The following is an 18,444-nucleotide window of genomic DNA, read 5'->3' on the forward strand; positions in this document are numbered from 1 at the left end:
AATGCGGAGCAAATATATATTAATATTTTAATCAAGGTCTGATAATTTTTAGTGGTGGTATGGCGGGTGGTTAGAAAAAATTTTAAAAAAAAGTGTGTAAAGATTTGACAATGAAATAGTTTTTTATATCTTTGCCGCCCATTCAATGATTCCGTAGCTCAGTTGGTAGAGCAATACACTTTTAATGTATGGGTCCTGGGTTCGAGTCCCAGCGGGATCACTGGAATTTTAGAAACCTCGCGCATTGCGCGGGGTTTTGTTTTTTAGTTGAACGTTTAGTCGAGTTTCTTTTGTATAACCCCGATTTCTTTCCCGTACCTTATACAGGTTAACGAGCTTTTACTAAGATATGAAGAAGTATATATCGTTTTTTACGCTTTGATTATTAATTTAATTTCTGCTGGCGCATCATTTATTTTAGTCGGACGACGCTGATTATTTACTAATTTGTAGTATCATTCCAGATTGAATTTGTCTTAATTATCGGTTTGGCACATGTACAAAGAAATAGGAATATTTTATGATCAATACATTGATGGGACTAAACTTAATGATCAATCGTTTTTAGGTCATTTTGATGTTTTTCATTGGGAAAATTTAAAAAATGATTTATCTGCGTGTGCGCGTTTGCAACGCAAACCTTTTTACAAGATTGCCCTGTTAAATGGGACCGCCACCTATTATTCCAATAACGAGCAACTCCCCATCTCCGGTTATTCGATTGTATTTACAGAACCGATGACAAGATCCGGTTTCATAACAGATGATAAAAACTTCAGTGGCACTTATTGTGTGTGCAGTGAAAGCTTTCTCAAGGGAGCTGCAAAACTGAACTTGCGAAATTGGCCGGTATTCAAAGAACGGGAGGTTTATGTCCGATCCTTAAGCAAGGAGGAGTACAATTATTTGTCCCGGCTTATGCTGGAAATAGAACAAGAGAAGGATTCAGATTATCCTTTTAAAGAACATCTGGTGCGTAGTCGCGTGTTTGACATCATCCATTACATACAAAAATCAATAAATAGCAACGACCTTGTTCCTATGCATACGGAGGATACGCTTGGCGAACGCTTCTTCAATGTGCTCGAAAATGCTTTTTTCAATATCAGCCCGGAAAAAACACTGGCAGGTAAGACGCCAGCCTATTTTGCTGATTTGCTACATACCACGGTCGATTATCTGAATAACTCGCTCAAGAAGGCAACGGGCAAAACAACCCAGCAAATCATTCACGAACGCATCGTCGAAGAAGCTAATGTACTATTAAGACACTCCAATTATTCAGTGAAAGAGATTGCCTGGTGTTTGAATTTTCAGGAAACATCCCATTTCCTGAATTTTTATAAGAAACTTACCAATACCACCCCACTTGCTTATAGAACAACATAGGATTTTTGCATCTATTTACGGTTTTCTTGTATCTTGATGACTTTCCTGCCGGTATACCTTTGTACCGTAAACAATTTTAGTATTTAAAATAGATCAAAGGTGAACAACTCATTTTTAGTAATTGGAACAGGAGAAGTCGGCCTGTCTATGTTGCAGGGCTTGTATGACTATCAGGAAGCACATCAGTTAGACTAGAATATTGCTGCACTGGTACAGCCTAATAAAGAAGTCATTCAGCATTTCGAACAAAATGCGCCATTCCGGAATGTAAAACTTGAAACCATAGATCTTGTTACGAGTTCGGTGGCGGAATTGGCAGAAGTATTTGGGCACTATGATACGGTGATCTGCTGTAGCGGTTTTTCGATTGGGCAAGGTATGCAGGTAAAAATTACGGAGGCCGTATTGGAGGGCGCAGTCAGGCGTTATGTGCCATGGCAATTTGGAGCTGACTATGATCAAATTGGAAGAGGGAGCGCCCAGCCTGTTTTTGACGAACAGCTTGATGTAAGGGACCTCCTGCGCGCTCAGGATAAGACCCAATGGGTAATCGTATCTACCGGGATGATTACGAGTTTTTTATTCCGTGAAGATTTTGGTGTGGTCAGCCTGGAGAACAAAACCGTCCATGCTTTGGGCGCTTGGGATCATTCGTTGACGCTTACCTGCTGTGAGGATATCGGAAAACTGACCATTCAGGTTTTATTCCACCAACCTGAAATTGTTAATGAGGTCGTGTTTGTTTCGGGCGAAACAGCCACGTTTGCGCAAATTGCTGAGCAGGTAGAAGAAGTGTTCGACACCACTTTTGAATGTGTTCTTTGGAGCAGAGAACACTTGTCTTCGGCTTTAAAACAAGATCCGGATAATGTTTTCAAAAGATATCGCATGGTATTCACACATCCAGGAGTCAAATGGCCGATGGAGCAGACATTTAATTATCAACAGCAGATACCAACCATCGGTATTGTAGAATGGGCAAAGAAAAATATTCTTTCATAACACAGTAGTTGGTAGAACAATCTACTTCTAATGTATAGATCCTGGGGTCGAGTTTCAGCGGGATCACAGGGGTCAGACAAAACCTGCGCGTAGCGCAGGTTTTGTGTTTTTACTCTATAATTTATTCTATAAAAGCCGGGAGGGGCTTTCAGTTGACGCAGCTTTGTAAAGAACGAACTATCTGCATGATAGTTACGTTTTTTTTGCGCTAAAACCCCTTGTTAAATTTTGATAGAAGCTCGCTTTATTTTACGACTTCACTCACAAAAATGGAAGGAATGGCATTGGTGTAGTTTGCAAAATCCGCACGAATCGCATCTATATTTGGAGTGATGGCCGCTTGATATTCACGTAAGTTTTTTACATAAAATGTCCCAATGGCCATAAAAAGTAAAGGTTGGTTAGGAGCACCACTCAAAAAACCTTTTTCAATAGTATATTTAACCAAATTTGACCCTAAAAAGCCTGCCACCATGGGCATATGCTTAGTTTCATAATACTCCATATTGAAAGTTTTACCCTCGGCATAAGGGTACATAATAGATATCTTAATTAAGCCTTTTTCAGTAACAGTCATGTCGTGTTTTTGAGATTTTCCAGATTCCGTTTTCTGACCAAATGCAATAAAACAAGTGGCTAAAAGTAAAAACGATAAAATTAGATTGAACTTCATGGTTAATTAGTTTTATGTTACAAAATATTGAAATTGCCGTTTGCTTTCATTGGTAACTGTTAATTCGATATTTTTTTGTAATTTAAGACAAACGGATACAGTGATGAAACAGATTTTGACGCGGTCGTAGTTCTTCGCTACAGCAAGGAATACCAGGGCTGGAGCGTAAACGCCGGATTTTTTGCCTTTGACAAGTTTATTGTAGAGTCTTACCATGAAGGCCGCGAGGACATGCATTGAATCATGCAAACTAATCCTTTTACATAGGAAATTTCATAGAAATCAATACTTCATAATTGTAAAGAAAATCATTAACTACAGGGTCTTCAATCTCTCTTTCCGACAGGATTTGAAAACATATCTTCAAACAATTATTTTCTCCCACATTTACATAATCGCCGCTGTAAAGAACTTCCCTGATTACCCTAAAAAGTATATTTAAATCTCCGAAATCATTCTTTAGTATCTTTTCGATATTTTCGGTCATCTCCATATAAGTTTTCCTATATATCCATTTATCTTTAATTTCTTCTCCATACTTTTCATAAAACCGGAGTGTTGTTAATAGATCGCTTTCCCGGATCTGTTGCCTTTCCAGGATACTTTTCTGTTCCCATTCTAACTTACGCAGATCTTTTCTCAAATCCATTCTTCTTCTTAGCATGCCAAATATTTCATAAGTCTGATCATCTAGCTTAAAAGCACGTAGGCTATCGTCAATTAACTGCAGTGCTGATTCTATTTCCTGGATTTTATTCATAACAGGATTTTACAATTCCGATTGTCCATATTAAATGTCGAATTTCATCGGAGACCAATACCGGTTCATTCCTGTTAAAGGTATAGATATTTCTCTTTTGGGGCATGGGTGATATTATCGCAAGGCGGCGGTAGAGGCGTTGCATGTTCATTTAATTCTATCGGGTAGCCGTGCATTTTGGGTCAGATCGGACGATATACGGACGAATTTACAGTTCCGGAATTTAGGAGGAATGGCAGTTCCTGTACTTATCAAGGTAGATTTATCTGTATTTCATCAGTACTTGTCTATAATTCCAGCGGGATCACAGGTAAGTTTCAAACCTCGCGCATAGAACCATCATGAGGTCATTGACCTTTCGAAAGACGTTGGTATTCTTCCTTACCTGAACAAGTAAAATAATCTCGTATTTGTTTCCACGAACGATATCGGGCTGTCTGTTATACTTTGATTACAAGTAAATGGTTTGATAGTTTAAGCTTGTCCAGATGCAGGATGATTAAGCCGGATCAGATTTTTTACAGTGGTAACAATGACTTTGGAGTTAGGTGGTATCGTTTATAATAGTAACGGTATGAAAAAAAACTGAATCAGGATCTGGCTGTAGTGTTTTTTGAATCGTAGGATAACGGAAGTCACTGCATCTGAATGGTAGTTTTTTCCATTTTTTCAGATGTTTTTTGTGGAAATTTAAATTGTAATAATGTTTATTTTATAGATAGGAATCCAAATTGTTTACTTAAAAATGTTTATGGTGGCTGTTTTTATGATTTTTTAAGTTATTTATTTTTTTGTGGATTAAAAAAATTTGGTGTTGTTAATTCCTTTTATATCTTTGCCGTGGTTTCTAAAAAAAAGTAATCTTTTACCATTACTTGGTATCCCAAAATTTTTTAGAAAAATGAAATCCTTTAAAAAGGACAACCACCAAAACACAGAATAATCATTAAAGAAACTATTCCATTTTCATTTAAGAATCCTTAGTGTCATGTATCATTTCCGAATGTATTAGTTGTTTGTGTTAGCTGAATTCATAAGGAAAAATTTGTAGCCTGCATGTTGATGCTGTAGCATATTGTTGCTATTGGTAATTCGTGTACATTGTCGTGTTATGCTTGTTTAAAGCTGTAGGCATTCCCATTCCGTTGTTTTTTTTTATTTAATCACTTTAAATCAAATTTCATGAAAAAAACGATCCTATCAATGACCTTGATCGTATCTGTATTGTCTGCAATGAAAGTTTCCGCGCAAACATCTGCGACTGCAACAGCTAACGCTTCTGCAACTGTTGTAACGCCAATCGCCATTACTACAGGAAACAACCTGAGCTTCGGTCTGGTGGCTCCTTCTGCTGCTGCCGGTACTGTTGTACTGGGCACTGATGGTTCCCGTAACTTTACTGGTGGCGCTTCTCAGTTACCTGGAACTGGTACTGTGAGTGTAGCTACTTTCAACGTAACCGGAGAGCCTAATTACAACTATGCTATCACACTGCCCACCAGCGTAACGCTGACTAATGGTGGTGGTCAGAATTTGGTTGTTGATAATTTCGTTAGCAATCCTAATGGAACTGGTTTGCTGACTGCTGGTGCACAAACTTTGCTGGTAGGTGGTACATTGGAGCTGGTTGCTAATGCCAATCCTGGTAGCTACAGCACTGTAACTCCGTTTAGCGTTACTGTAAATTATAACTAATCAGTAGTATCCGTTTTGCCAGGGGCTGCGCATTGCGCAGTTCCCCTGGTTTTCTCTATTACCTCAATAAATGATTGGCCGATGATATTTTCAGCGATTTTTAAAAAGCTGATCCAGTGCCCTTTTCAAAGATGTGCTGTTGCCTTTAGTGTAGTGTGGATACTTATTTCCCTTCTGGTGTCAGGTAAGGTGAACGCACAAGGAAACCTGATGATTTATCCCAAACGAGTAGTGTTTGATGGTACTAAAAGAACCCAGGACCTGGGACTGGCTAATACTGGTGTTGATACCGCTACTTACCTCATTTCTTTTATACAGATAAAGATGAATGAAGATGGGACTTTCAAAAATGTTGAACAACCTGACTCCGGACAAAATTTTGCCAGTAATTATCTCCGCGTGTATCCACGGACTATTACTATTCCTCCAAAAGAATCACAGGCCGTTAAGTTACAAGTTGCAAATGCTGGCAATCTCCCGCCAGGTGAATATCGTTCTCATATATACTTCAGGGCAGTTCCACCACCTGTGCCCGCAGGTGAAAAACAAATTGTGAAAGATTCTGCTAGCCTGGAAGTAAAGCTGGTCCCAATATTTGGTATAACCATTCCCGTTATCATCCAGATAGGAGAGAGCACCACTACTGCCACTATATCGGACATAGCTGTTGATTTCAACGATCCGGCAAAACCTCAGGCGCTGATGTATTTGAACCGTACCGGAAATATGTCTGCATACGGAGATCTGACAGTTGATTATGTTTCCTCAAACGGACAAAAAATCCGTGCTGCTGCCATAAAAGGGGTGGCCGTTTATACTCCTTTGCAAAGAAGAAAAGTCCGGCTCGACCTGGATGCTTCATCAAAAATTGATTACCACCAGGGCCGGCTGGAGGTAAGCTATGAGTCCTCTAATGGAAAAGCCCCTGTGTCTTTGGCTAAGCAGGAACTTGTATTGAAATGAATAACTACAGATTATTCATGATAATCAATCTGAAAATAAAACAAGAGATTGGGTTAGTTGCAACAGTCCTGATGCTGATCTTGTATGTTATACCGGTCAATGCCCAAAGTCCTCCGACAATTATTCAGACATTAGGTTTTGGTACTTTCTGCACAGGCTCTGCAGGTGGTACCATTTCCATTTCACCAGCGGGTATTTGTACTGTGACGGGTGATGTAATCCCAATTGGAAAAGGTATGGTTTGCTCCCCCATCATTATAGAATTGGATGCACCTGTTGGCAGTAGAATGGCAATTTTGGAAACAAAAAGTTTATTGAAAGGAAATAGCGGCAATACAATGGTATTACGCATTAATGGAACAGATCCTGCTACTCCCTTTATCACTCGTCAGGAGAAGACCAGCATCAGTATTGGTGGAACCTTGATTGTACCAGGCTCAGGGCAGGTACCTGCAGGAAAATATACCGGTCAGTTATTTATTACTTTTTTAGTAGGGGAATAAAAGACCTTTATTAGCGGAAACGGTAATCATGTAAGAAGTGAGAATCCCACACCATAGACTTATTACTGCGTTGTACAAGGTGATCGCCCTGACATTATTCATAACAGGAGTTTCTACGCCTTGTTATGCACAGCATCAGCCTGATGATGATGAGGTGAGTGTAACTTTAAGATTTAAGGAGATCGGAACAATCGAGCTTCCGGTGATTATCCGAAATCAGGAAGTTTTCTTATCTGCAAGTGAGCTTTTCAATTTCTTAAAAATTAAAAATATACAGTCAGATAATCAAGATTCTTTATCCGGGTTTATTATGAATAAACAGGATTTTTTTTTGATAGAAAAAACGGGTGTTATGTATAGGGAGAAAAGAACAGACCTTACATCCCGGGATCTTATCAGTACCACTTCCGGATTATATCTGAAAGCATGTTATTGGGGGGAAATATTCGGTCTGAATTGTGAGTTCAAACTTAGGGATCTGTATGTTGAGTTAACCACCAAACTCGATCTGTCGGTTATAAAAGAAATGAAGCAGCAACGTTTGCGTGAAATGATCAATCGCCTGAAGGGAAATGTAAAAGTAGATAGCATTATTGGTAGAAATGCTACAGGATGTAATATTACTGCGGCTGACTGGTCTGTAACTGCAATGCAGCAACAGCAAGGAGATAACAACCTGTCCCTAAACCTCGCCTTAGGTGGAATGGTAGCCAGTGGGGAAACTAACCTGCTCCTGAATTATACCAATAACCGACAATTTGATCTTCGTAATCAGCAATTTATCTGGCGCTACGTCCAAAATGATAATCCGGTAGTACGGCAGGTCTCAGCCGGAAGGGTCTATACTCCAACAATCGCTTCTGTCCTGTTTCCGGTGACGGGCATACAAGTGTCTAATACACCCACATTTAACAGGACAGCTTTCGGTACCTATCGCCTGACTGATATTACTGAGCCAGGCTGGAAAGTGGAACTTTATATTAATCGTGAACTGATCGACTACCAACAGGCAGATGCCTCGGGTTTCTATAGCTTTAATGTTCCCATTATTTACGGCAATACTTCCATTTTGTTACGATTTTATGGTCCATGGGGAGAGGAGTACTCCCGGCAAAAAGACATTACAGTACCTTTTAACTTCCTTCCGGCGAAGGACTTCGAATATTCGGTGACTGCAGGTATCGAACTGGATACCTTTTATAGCCGTTTTGCGTCAGCAAGATTTCATTACGGCCTCACTCAAAGATTGACTGTAGGGGGCGGAATAGAATATCTTTCTTCCCTTCCTTCCGGAAATAATATTCCCTTTGTACAAGCCTCTTACAGACTACCGGGAAATTTCGTGCTAAGTAGTGAGTATGCTTATCAGGTGAGATCCAAAACTTCCCTTTTCTGGAGGTCCAAATCAGACATGGAGATAGAACTGATGTACCTTCGTTATCAGGAAAATCAGCAGGCAGTATTATACAACTATCTGGAAGAACGTAAGCTCACTTTTTCATTGCCGGTCAGGAGAGAGGATTTTTCGCTGCTCTCCAAACTTACAGTGGATCGGATTAAGATGCCGGTACCGCAACAGACCGGTGAAAAAATACTCAGTTTACCACCGCTGGAATATACCACAGCAGAATGGGTATGTGTTGGTTCCAGTGGAAGTGTAAATGCAAATCTGACTACCTTCTGTAGTTTCAGGAAGGGCTATAAAACAGTCGCCTATTCTAATTTGTCGCAGACGTATCGGGTGTTTGACAAGATGTTTTTTACACCACGATTGCAATATGCCTATGATAGAAATCAGATTACCAATGCAAAGATCGAATTGGAGAGGCCAATAGCGAACCATGGATTTGTTCGTTTTACACTGGAACGGGATTTTTATGGTAAACAATTTACCACAGGGATTATGCTGCGATATGATTTTTCCTTTGCTAAAACCGGTTTCAGTGCTAATATTTCTGCTCATAGGTCTTCTGTATCCCAATCTGCAGGCGGTAGCTTTTTATTTGATAGAGCCACTAATTACCTGGATGCGAATAATCTGGGAAGTGTGGGAAGGGCGCAATTTATCGTACAAGCTTTCCTGGATCTCGACGGCAATGGTAAGAAAGATCCTGAAGAACCCAGGATAGAAGGCGTGATACCACAGCTGAACGGGGGCATTGTACAATATTACAAAGAAGATACTTTGTGCCGGGTGTTTAACCTGGAGCCTTATAGAAAGTATATCATAACTGTTAATCCTGATGGTCTCAACTCCATTTCCTGGCGTATCAAAAATCCTACAATCAGTGTACAAGCACTTCCAAATCAATTTAAGTTGATCGAAATACCGATTGAGGTATATGGGGAGGTATCGGGTTCTGTAATGAATGAAAAGCGGCAAGGTCTGAGTCGGATTAAAGTAAATGTCTATAATGCCGCATCTAAACTAGTGAAATCAATACTAACAGAAGGGGATGGCTACTTCAGTTATTTAGGACTAACACCGGGTTCTTATACTGTCAGTGTGGATGCAGAGCAGATGAAGCGCTTAAGCCTGAAGGCCACTCCAGCGGTTATTGCAATTAAAGTTAAACGAAGTATTGAAGGGGATGTGGTAGACGGATTATCATTTCTGCTCACTTCTCCGGATATGGAAGCTCCGCCGGATAAATCCGGGAAGAATCCCTGAAGACTTAAAATATTCCCCAAAAGAACTCATACGCGTATCATACTAAACGTTTCTCTTTTCAATTTTTAATCATTTAAAATCCAATTTCTCATGAGAAAAAACCTCTTATCTTTAGTGGTTATCTTTTCAATCATTACTGGGGGTAAAGCTATTGCGCAAACCTCCAGTACAGCTACTGCTACCGCATCTGTAAAGGTCGTAACGCCTATTACCCTTACAAAAACAGTTGACCTGAATTTCGGTATCGTAGTTCCATCCGGAACACCGGGAACGATGACATTGACTCCATTAGGTGTTCGTACCCCCAATGGCGGAGTGTCAGTATTGTCTGCAACCGGTATGGTAACACCAGCATTATTTGCGATCTCCGGTGAGGATGGTTATGCCTTTGGTATTACCCTTCCCGGAACACAGGTGGCGCTGACAAATGGTGGTGGTCAGACTATGTACGTTTCTGACTTTACCAGCTTCCCACCGGTAGCCACAGGCGGTACATTGAATGGAGGTGTACATACGCTGACTGTTGGTGGTATACTGCATGTAAATGCCAACCAGGCTTCTGGTACCTATACTACCCAAACTCCTTTTTCCGTTACTGTAAATTATAATTGATTTACAGCAGTCGAGATTAAAGTATAGAAGATAGGAGGGTGTCCCAAAGGTAACTTTGAGATGCCCTCTTAAGTTTTGAAACCTCGTTCGTTGCCGCTGTCGTGAACGTTGCTGTGTGTATTCCCCGGCGCTTGCAGGCGGTTGTTTATAGCCGTGGGAGGTAAAGATATCTACCCTATTTTTTAAACTGCCTGCCTTATTGCTGAGATTATATTTGCTCTAGGAGTCTTCGTGGGCTGCGTCAGTTTGCAGGTAAGCCATTTTACAATTACGATGCTATGTATAACGGTGTTCTATGCGTTGTATCTGTCGTTATAGCTATGGTGTGACGATATTATCCACCTTATTATATGGGTAGTTGAAAATAAAATCTTGTAAAAGGTTGGTAATGAAATATATTTCCTTACCTTTGCAGCCCTCAATACATCATATGTATGGTGGGGAAATGATTCCGTAGCTCAGTTGGTAGAGCAATACACTTTTAATGTATGGGTCCTGGGTTCGAGTCCCAGCGGGATCACAACATAACAATCAAAGGTTATTAAAGCCGCTTAAATCACAGTATTTAAGCGGCTTTTTTGTTTTTGCCAATAAAAGGTAAATCATACAAAACGAATCTGGAAGGATACAAAAAAGGATACAGTAAATAATTTTAGATTTACTGTGTCCTTTTTCTGAAATACTTATCAGTAAAGGGTTTTAGGACTTACAAACCGATATGAATCAAACCAAACGAAACCCAAACATCGGTACTGAAACTTTTTGGACTATGAAAGTAAGTCAAGACTTATCAATTCTTTTTCATCTCCGCTACGACAATTTAAATCCTGAAGGAAAGGCAACGATCTGTGTTCGGATCACCGTTACAGGTTTTCCTCGTTGCAGGTTTTCACTGGGTTACAAAGTTGATCCCTCCAAATTCAATAAAGATGCTGGCGCTATTATCGGAAAATCTGCTGAAGCTGTAGAAATCAATAACCATATACAGCATGTAAAAAGTGAACTTATCCGGCATTACAACCTCTTAAAAGCGATTGACCCTACCGTAACTCCCACGATGATAAAAAATTCCTATAACGGTATCAACAGGGAAAAGCGTACACTTTTGGAAGTGGTAGATTTTCATAATGAGAAGTTCCAGGAGAAGGTTGACAAGGATAAGCGCAAAGGCAGCACTTTGAAAAAATGGGATTTCACCAAAGATAAAATCTCCGCTTTCCTTACCAGCGTTTTCAAAATGAAGGATATACCACTGGGCCACATCGAATATGCTTTTGGAGAAGATTTCTTCGACTACCTTACTTTAACGGAAGGGCTTCAGGATAACAGCGCAATGAAGTATATTAAGAACACTAAGCAGCTTTTAAAATTAGCGGTCCAACATAAATGGTTAAACGCAAATCCTATTGAGAATTATGTTTGCTCCTACATCAACCTTGAGCGGGATATATTGAACGCTGATGAATTGAGTCTGATGTATAATAAGGAATTTACCATCCGCCGGTTGCAGGAAACAAAAGGCGTCTGTACCGATTCTACGCTGTAAGCTGTGGAATCTTTAACATCGATCAACGCCAGACAGCCTATTTCCATGCCCCGAAGCGCACGGGCAGCATCCCCCATTTTTCAATCAATCATTTCACAAATTTTTCCTGTGGTTTGGTCATGTCAATTACTGGATCTATACTTGTGCCGATAAAGTGCATCGCTTTATTAAAGGCAGATTGTTTTGCTTTACAACAAATTATACTGCCTTTTTTCTTCTCTTTCTACTCCTGTCAATATCTTTTTTTATCCACATCCTGCCAATTAGCAACATTTTTAAAAACTACCGAACTATTGTAACATGATATTGTTATAATGCTGAATCTACATCTAATTCTTGTAATGAAGTGTTTTTTTTTCATAAGTTCAGTCCATAAATTTTAAAAGTATTAATGAATAGCAATTATGAAGAATACCAATTGAACTAGCCTATAAAACAAAATCTAGTTAACGTATTGATCGATCCAATTTGAAATGTAATATTTTACTTTAAATGCATTTGACTATAAAAAAATGCAGAGACTGTACATGTTGCTCCGGCTTCAAATGGACATTTTTTGGAAGTTGAAACTGATGGAGTAAAAGTTGAAGATATACTAATCCATATTGATATCGTTACTGCTATTAAATATTATGGTACGACTGAACTATTAGACAGGTTTATTAACCTGCAATTAATCACATTTTCCACTATTAGTTTCACCTGAACAAAACAGATACAATATACATTTAAACTTATCAAATGAGTAGCACAAATGTTAATCTGGGCCAGTATGATATGGTCCTGGCTTTATCACAAAGCAAAATTAATTTCGAGATCGGGATGCTGCATAAACAACGCGTCATTAACCCAGACTGGCAATTTCTCACCAGCGCGGACGGTAAAACGCATTTAAACAGTTCAGACAGCTCGTTTGCCGCAGTAAAAAAAGGCTGGCTGGACAAGAATGAGTATGAGAAAAAAAAACAACAGCTTGAGGCCGAATTAGACCGCATACAAACTGAGGTGGAAGATGCCCCTGCAGAAAAAAAAATCGAACTGAGACGCCAAAGAGATCAGAAAAAAGCTGAAATAAAGGCAGTGGACGATCAGGAGAAAGCCGCTGCCAAATACCAGGTGCTGATGGATACCACGATCGATGTACCCAAAATAGAACTAATAAATGGTTCGCATACCGAACTAATGTTCAATTTACCCATAATATCCGGCAAATTGAGTTACTTGAATGGCCAGGAAATAGCAAATGTGGATTTAGCCGGCATGTGCTACGCTTTTAAAGTCTCGATAGGTAAAATAAAAATAACTACTGACGGCATGTATTTGATAGATGATGCCAAAAAAACTGAGCTGCGGAAAGGTGGGCTAAACGACAATGATTTTACCATAGAATCAATTCTACTTGATTTTCAGAATACGAACGTTTCGCAATACAGCCAGGAGAACAGCAAATTACCGAAAGATGCCACCCACCTAACCAACCTGCAAATTTCCGTTACCAATTATTTTAAAACCATTGCAAACAACACTAATCCCTATGTGCTGGGATACGCCATACAAAAAAATAAACCGGCAGCGCGCGAAAAGCCAATGCTGTATCCAACCGGGGCTTCGTTTTCCACATCAGCCAGCCAGGAAAAAAGAGCGGCTGGTTTTAACTTCTTGCTGCTTACCGAAAATCATCAGTTTCCTTCAGGCCCTACTGCCGGGCGTATAGACAAGAGTTTGATAGAGAATGTAAAAGACCACACGGCCACCGCAAACGGTGTTATCGGCATTAATTACGATACCTTTATCAATGTATACCTTAACCAGCTTCACGCAAGCGTTATAGATACTTTTGATCAAGCATTCAAAAAATCGTTTCCCGATTTTTATGGCAGCCACAAGGCCAAGGGTGACGATGAAGTGTTCTCGTTCTCAAAGCCCGGCTTAAGCATGACCTTCAACCTGAAGCGAGGTCGCTTAAAAGACGAAAGTGACAATTATATACACCTGTCATACGAAATCACTGTAAGCGGCAATGTGCATAAAGAAGTGCCTATTGAAATTTTTGGAGGCCTAATTAATACTAAAAAAACAGTAGGCGTAGACCAAAAATTTTCTACTAAAGGCAACTATGAGTTAGAAGGAAAAAAAGGCGCGGCCGGCTCACTGTCCATCAAACTCGGAGCCTCCAACCAGGGAAAGCTTGAAATAGTTTCCAACTATCAGCCACCAAGCATTGGCCGCGATACCGAAAAGCCGGATGCTGGAAGTATATTCAAAACGGTCTGGCTAACATTGGCGCGGTTCATAAATCCGTTCGGCCTGGTAGGTGCGCTGGTAACCCTATTTGTTACGGATGATCCGCATAAAAACATCGTGAAGTTTGATGGTGATGTTTTTAAACCATTTGATTTTGATGCACTTAAAGACTTCTCCAACAAAGTAGTACTGCCCGGATCGAACGTATATACCTTTAAAAATGTGCGCCTGTTAAACGGGGATCTGAATAGCAACGATGCTGTGCTGTTTGATATTGCTTATGCGGTTGCTTCAAACTAATGAACACCTAAACAAATTGACAACATGGAAGACAACAAAAATCAACAGAATAAAAGCGGGATCAGGGCTGATTACCAGTGCGAGTTCATGCAAAATTATGTCGCCGAAAGCACCATCGATTCCGGCAAAGGTATCGAATCGATAAAGATGGGCGACGATGGAGCCGTTATTTTCTTTATCGGCAAAAACGGCGTGCTTACGGCCCTGATAGCTGCAAACGGAAGCGATTCGGGTTGGGATGCCGTTACACTCTCTACAGAAGGTTTTACAGCTACTGCTTTTGATATTTATCACGATGAAAAGACCAGCAAATTCATTCTGTGTTTTGCCGAAACAAAGGACGGCCAAACAACACTTCGGGTTTCAGATGAAATATCGCTTGGAGAAGATCAGCTAAAGAAATTTAAAGGCAGTTTAAACTACCGGTCGAAAAAGCTGGCTTCCCCTGAAAGAACGATCAACCACATTACCATCCACTCCAAAGGCGTGCTGTTCAGTACGGTTTTAAAATCGACCGATGCGTTATATTATCACTTCGAATATAAAGATGAGCCGCAAGCTTATACGCTTCCTGAAAATACAAAAACGATTCGGCAGTTAACCATAGGCAGCCTGTACGGCGGTGCCGGTGTATTTTTATTGTATGATATGCCGGATAACAACCGCACCATGCTGTTTCAGGGATTTCCGGAGGCCGAAGGCGAAGAGGCATTCGAGCACCGATTTGAAACCGATAAAGGTAAAACCATTAATTGCTTCGACCTGGTTGCGGACGAACAAGGCAACAGCGTCTTGTATACTGCCGGCGACGGTATCTACCGGTTTAAAGACACCAGAGAAGGCAAAGAAAAGATTGCCGATGTAAATATTAACTATACCCGGCTTGATGTGTCAAAAAACAACGGCGAGATTACCGTTTGGGCCATCGGTAAGGGTACTGGCGAGGCATGTCTTTACTACCTTACCAATAATTATTACCAGATAGACAGATCGGGCAACCAGCAGCTTACAGAAAGTAACTGGACAAAACCGCTACCGATGTATCAAAACATCACAGAGTTTTCGGCAATAAGGGGTAAAGATTATGTCAATCAACTGTTTCTTTTCAGCGACAGCGTAAATAACGGTGCACCCAGCTTGGTACATTTCTGGCAGGACGCGGTGAGTAAAAACTGGCAGGAAATGGCGGTAGGCGTGGCAAACCTCGACAATTCTGTCGAACTGAACACTTACACTACAGAGGTGAATTTCTCTAAAGAGGTGCCGTCGGCCCAGGCAAATGGTAAAATCAGCATATCGAGTAAGGAAAACACCATTTTGTACATCAATAACAAAAAACATTTCCTAACCATAGGCAAACACATCGAGCTCGATTATATCAACCGCATCAATATTATTTGCCCTGTCGATTCGCTGGCGGCACCAGCCATTACCATCAGCGCGCCGTTCCTGGATGCGCCCTTACACATCGAACCGGCCAAAGGAATAGCGGAGAAGCTGACGGAAAAAATAAAATCGGGCGCCGACCTTCGCAGCGCGAAAAAACAAAACGGCGAATTGTTGCTAAAGGGCAGCTTTGATCCGAAAAAGCTTGACAGCGTGGCATCGGCCATCAACAACATTGCCGGTACTGCGATAACATTGTCTGGCCAGGGAAAAGAAAATCCCCCGAACGCCATTACGCAAGTCACCTTTGGCGGAACGATACCGGCAGATGCAATTTTTTTGACGGATATCGGCAATACTATCGGCGATATTTTCTATAGTATAAAAAAGGGATTTATGGAAATTACCCGTTTTTTCATAGAAAAAGTGGCGCAGGGCGTGCAGTTTATTATTGAAGTGGGTGGCAAGGTGATCAGATGGATAGCAAACGCGGCAAAAGACGCCATCATTTTTTTAGAAAAGGTATGGGAAAAAGTGAAAGTGTTTTTCAAGGACCTGGTAGAGTTTCTGGCCTTCCTGTTTGATTGGAACGATATTAAAGAAACCAAAGAAGCGCTGAAAATGGCCATTACCAAAGGCCTGAAATCGATAAGCCCGGGCCTGAAAGAACTTGAAGCTATGGCACTTGATAAAATACGCGGGTTTAAAAAGAACCTGGAGCAGGTGCTTGGTTTTGACGACCCGAGCCTGAATAAAAACTTTAGCGAGATGGCCAACTCGCCCGCGCCTTACGAGGGTAAACGATTAGACTCGCGCATGAATTGGATGGACAGTAAAAAAGATGTTGTTTTTGGCAACACGGGTGTACAGTCTGACGGTGTGGATGTGAACAAGCTAAGCAACGTTAAAGATACCAGCCACGACCCTGATCTGAAGACAGTATTAGACCTGATCATCGACCTGTTTAAGGGAAAGCTATTGCTGGGCGAGTTTATTAAAAAAATGGCTAAAGTGATCATCAACCTCACTTTCAAGGCTATCGAAGCAATAGTAAAAGAACTGTTTAAGCTGATCATCGATTCGGTAGATTTTATTGTAAATGCCCTGGAAGCTGAAATAAACGTACCGCTGTTATCCGATATCTATAAAAAGATAAGCGGTTCTTCGCTCAGCATTGTCGATTTTATCTCGCTGATCATCGCTATCCCGATGACGATAGGTTACAAGCTGGCCAACAACTCGGCACCGTTTAAGGACATTACTGCCGAGCAATTTTCAAACAACATTGTAGCATCATTAGCATAAAAAAATATGGATACGTTAATAAACTCAAGCGGTACAGTTGTAGCAACAAGAACCGGCGACGAAATATACAAGGATGTATTGAAATGGACGAAAGTAGCGGTAAGCAGCCTTTCGGTAATTATTTACGCGGTTGAACGCGGCAAACGGTACGGCGATATACCCACCGAACTCAGCGGCGTGGATGCGGCGCTGAATGCAGGCGGCCCGGTTGAAAGATTTAAAGAAATAATGGCGATACCGACGAAAATAATAAAAGCGCTATCCTACGGCATTATGGCCATGATCTTTTTCGATGCCATATTTGACTATATGGATACCACAAAAAAAGAAGTGGTTTTTCTGGGGATAACATTGACGAAGGGTTGGAGAAGAATAGTTATGTACATCGTAATCGCATGTGTGGGCATACCGATTGGCACATTGTATTACATCAAACTGCATAGTACTGTAGCGGGCGCCGCTAAAAAATGGGAAAAACAAATTAGCGTAATTACCAACCTAGGCCAATGCTTTTACGGTATTGGCCAATTGATTATTTGGATTAAAAATCCAGAGATATTTAAAAATAAAAAAGTATTTATGGGCTGCAATATCACCAACAATATCACCTCCGTGGTAGAAATGTGGGGTGTAGATGTTGTGCTTTATTCTGCCGACTTAGGCATAGCGGCCGGAGCGGGTTACATAGTGGTATATAGCGTACGTACCGTAATCAAAACAAGCGAAGTAGTAGGATTGACCATAGCCGATTGATCTTTAAAAAGATGATCGTGTGTAAAACTGTTCTTATTTCATAAATACTGATTATAGAAATCAATTCTATTGTGACGTTGTCGCTGATACCATCTTTTTTATTTTCCAACATACAAGGGATGTTGAGGTAAAATCTAAATGTGCGGTTTCTGCTGCTGAAGTTGGAAGGTCTCATAATAGATGGTATGTCATGAAATATGTTATTAGAATGAGTAGCCCGGAAATCGATAATAATCTTGCATTTCGAATCGGTATGGAAATTGAGTTGGATGAAAGAAACAAAATGAATTTTTTACGATGCGTCGAACAAGTAAATCATACTACGAAATCATATCATGAGAAAATCCGGGATTCACTTCGCAGCTCTCAATAGTGCATATTTCGTTTGAATGGATTTTATCGAAGAATATCCTATAATATGAAGGGACGTTGGCAGTTTAGCCAATATCCCCTTTGTCAGAATGTTGTTATTTTATATAAAATTGTTGATTATTGTACCTTATGTTCGGTATTGACATATTAATGTTATTTTAATGGTATTTTGTATTATTTATGTTGTCTCAGCTAATTTGCGCAGATCAAAAACAAAAAGGTTCGAGTTTGTACCATAAGGATCACAAGAGTTTTATTAACCTCGCGCAT

13 protein-coding genes and 2 tRNA genes are annotated in these 18,444 nt (G+C 40.4%); 13 read left to right on the plus strand and 2 right to left on the minus strand.

The window, feature by feature from the left end; all coding sequences use genetic code 11:
• Positions 1 to 147 precede the first annotated feature (147 nt).
• From DF182_RS24975 to DF182_RS24985, 3 genes are all read left to right on the plus strand, one after another.
• Positions 148 to 220, plus strand: a tRNA-Lys gene (locus tag DF182_RS24975).
• Between the two features lie 275 nt (positions 221 to 495).
• Entirely contained in the window at positions 496 to 1,389 is an 894-nt protein-coding gene (locus tag DF182_RS24980; protein WP_113618496.1) for a helix-turn-helix domain-containing protein, read from the plus strand.
• Between the two features lie 231 nt (positions 1,390 to 1,620).
• Complete coding sequence (locus DF182_RS24985) at positions 1,621 to 2,391, plus strand: aromatic alcohol reductase (RefSeq protein WP_262511121.1); 771 nt, start codon at positions 1,621 to 1,623, stop codon at positions 2,389 to 2,391.
• Between the two features lie 244 nt (positions 2,392 to 2,635).
• On the opposite strand, the gene DF182_RS24990 is transcribed toward DF182_RS24985, so the two are convergent.
• Together DF182_RS24990 and DF182_RS25000 are read right to left on the minus strand one after the other, a co-directional pair.
• Positions 2,636 to 3,064 (minus strand): EthD family reductase, encoded by a 429-nt coding sequence (locus tag DF182_RS24990; protein ID WP_113618498.1) that lies wholly within the window; start codon positions 3,062 to 3,064, stop codon positions 2,636 to 2,638.
• Positions 3,065 to 3,323: 259 nt separating this feature from the next.
• A complete protein-coding gene (locus DF182_RS25000) occupies positions 3,324 to 3,824 on the minus strand; it encodes a hypothetical protein (protein ID WP_113618500.1) in 501 nt (166 codons plus the stop codon).
• A gap of 1,182 nt (positions 3,825 to 5,006) precedes the next feature.
• Here DF182_RS25000 and DF182_RS25005 point away from each other — a divergent pair.
• From DF182_RS25005 to DF182_RS25055, 10 genes are all read left to right on the plus strand, one after another.
• Positions 5,007 to 5,519, plus strand: coding sequence for a DUF4402 domain-containing protein (locus tag DF182_RS25005; protein WP_113618501.1), 513 nt, complete (start codon positions 5,007 to 5,009; stop codon positions 5,517 to 5,519).
• A 177-nt stretch (positions 5,520 to 5,696) separates the two neighbouring features.
• Positions 5,697 to 6,482: a fimbrial biogenesis chaperone gene (locus DF182_RS25010; RefSeq protein WP_147243536.1), complete on the plus strand. Its 786-nt coding sequence runs from the start codon at positions 5,697 to 5,699 to the stop codon at positions 6,480 to 6,482.
• A gap of 17 nt (positions 6,483 to 6,499) precedes the next feature.
• Complete coding sequence (locus tag DF182_RS25015; RefSeq protein WP_161964257.1) at positions 6,500 to 6,985, plus strand: DUF4402 domain-containing protein; 486 nt, start codon at positions 6,500 to 6,502, stop codon at positions 6,983 to 6,985.
• 352 nt (positions 6,986 to 7,337) lie between these two features.
• Positions 7,338 to 9,656, plus strand: a complete 2,319-nt coding sequence (locus DF182_RS25020; RefSeq protein WP_161964258.1) for a carboxypeptidase-like regulatory domain-containing protein — start codon at positions 7,338 to 7,340, stop codon at positions 9,654 to 9,656.
• Positions 9,657 to 9,746: 90 nt separating this feature from the next.
• Complete coding sequence (locus DF182_RS25025; RefSeq protein ID WP_113618505.1) at positions 9,747 to 10,268, plus strand: DUF4402 domain-containing protein; 522 nt, start codon at positions 9,747 to 9,749, stop codon at positions 10,266 to 10,268.
• Between the two features lie 447 nt (positions 10,269 to 10,715).
• Positions 10,716 to 10,788 (plus strand) — tRNA-Lys (locus DF182_RS25035).
• Between the two features lie 198 nt (positions 10,789 to 10,986).
• A complete protein-coding gene (locus DF182_RS25040) occupies positions 10,987 to 11,814 on the plus strand; it encodes a phage integrase SAM-like domain and Arm DNA-binding domain-containing protein (protein WP_113618506.1) in 828 nt (275 codons plus the stop codon).
• Between the two features lie 741 nt (positions 11,815 to 12,555).
• Complete coding sequence (locus DF182_RS25045) at positions 12,556 to 14,358, plus strand: cell envelope integrity protein TolA (RefSeq protein ID WP_113618507.1); 1,803 nt, start codon at positions 12,556 to 12,558, stop codon at positions 14,356 to 14,358.
• Positions 14,359 to 14,382: 24 nt separating this feature from the next.
• Positions 14,383 to 17,049 carry a hypothetical protein gene (locus DF182_RS25050; protein WP_113618508.1) on the plus strand — a complete coding sequence of 889 codons (2,667 nt, stop codon included), beginning with the start codon at positions 14,383 to 14,385 and terminating at the stop codon, positions 17,047 to 17,049.
• A 6-nt stretch (positions 17,050 to 17,055) separates the two neighbouring features.
• Entirely contained in the window at positions 17,056 to 17,802 is a 747-nt protein-coding gene (locus tag DF182_RS25055; protein WP_113618509.1) for a hypothetical protein, read from the plus strand.
• The last annotated feature ends 642 nt before the right edge of the window (positions 17,803 to 18,444 follow it).

It is taken from the genome of Chitinophaga flava (assembly GCF_003308995.1).
GTDB classification, from domain to species: domain Bacteria; phylum Bacteroidota; class Bacteroidia; order Chitinophagales; family Chitinophagaceae; genus Chitinophaga; species Chitinophaga flava.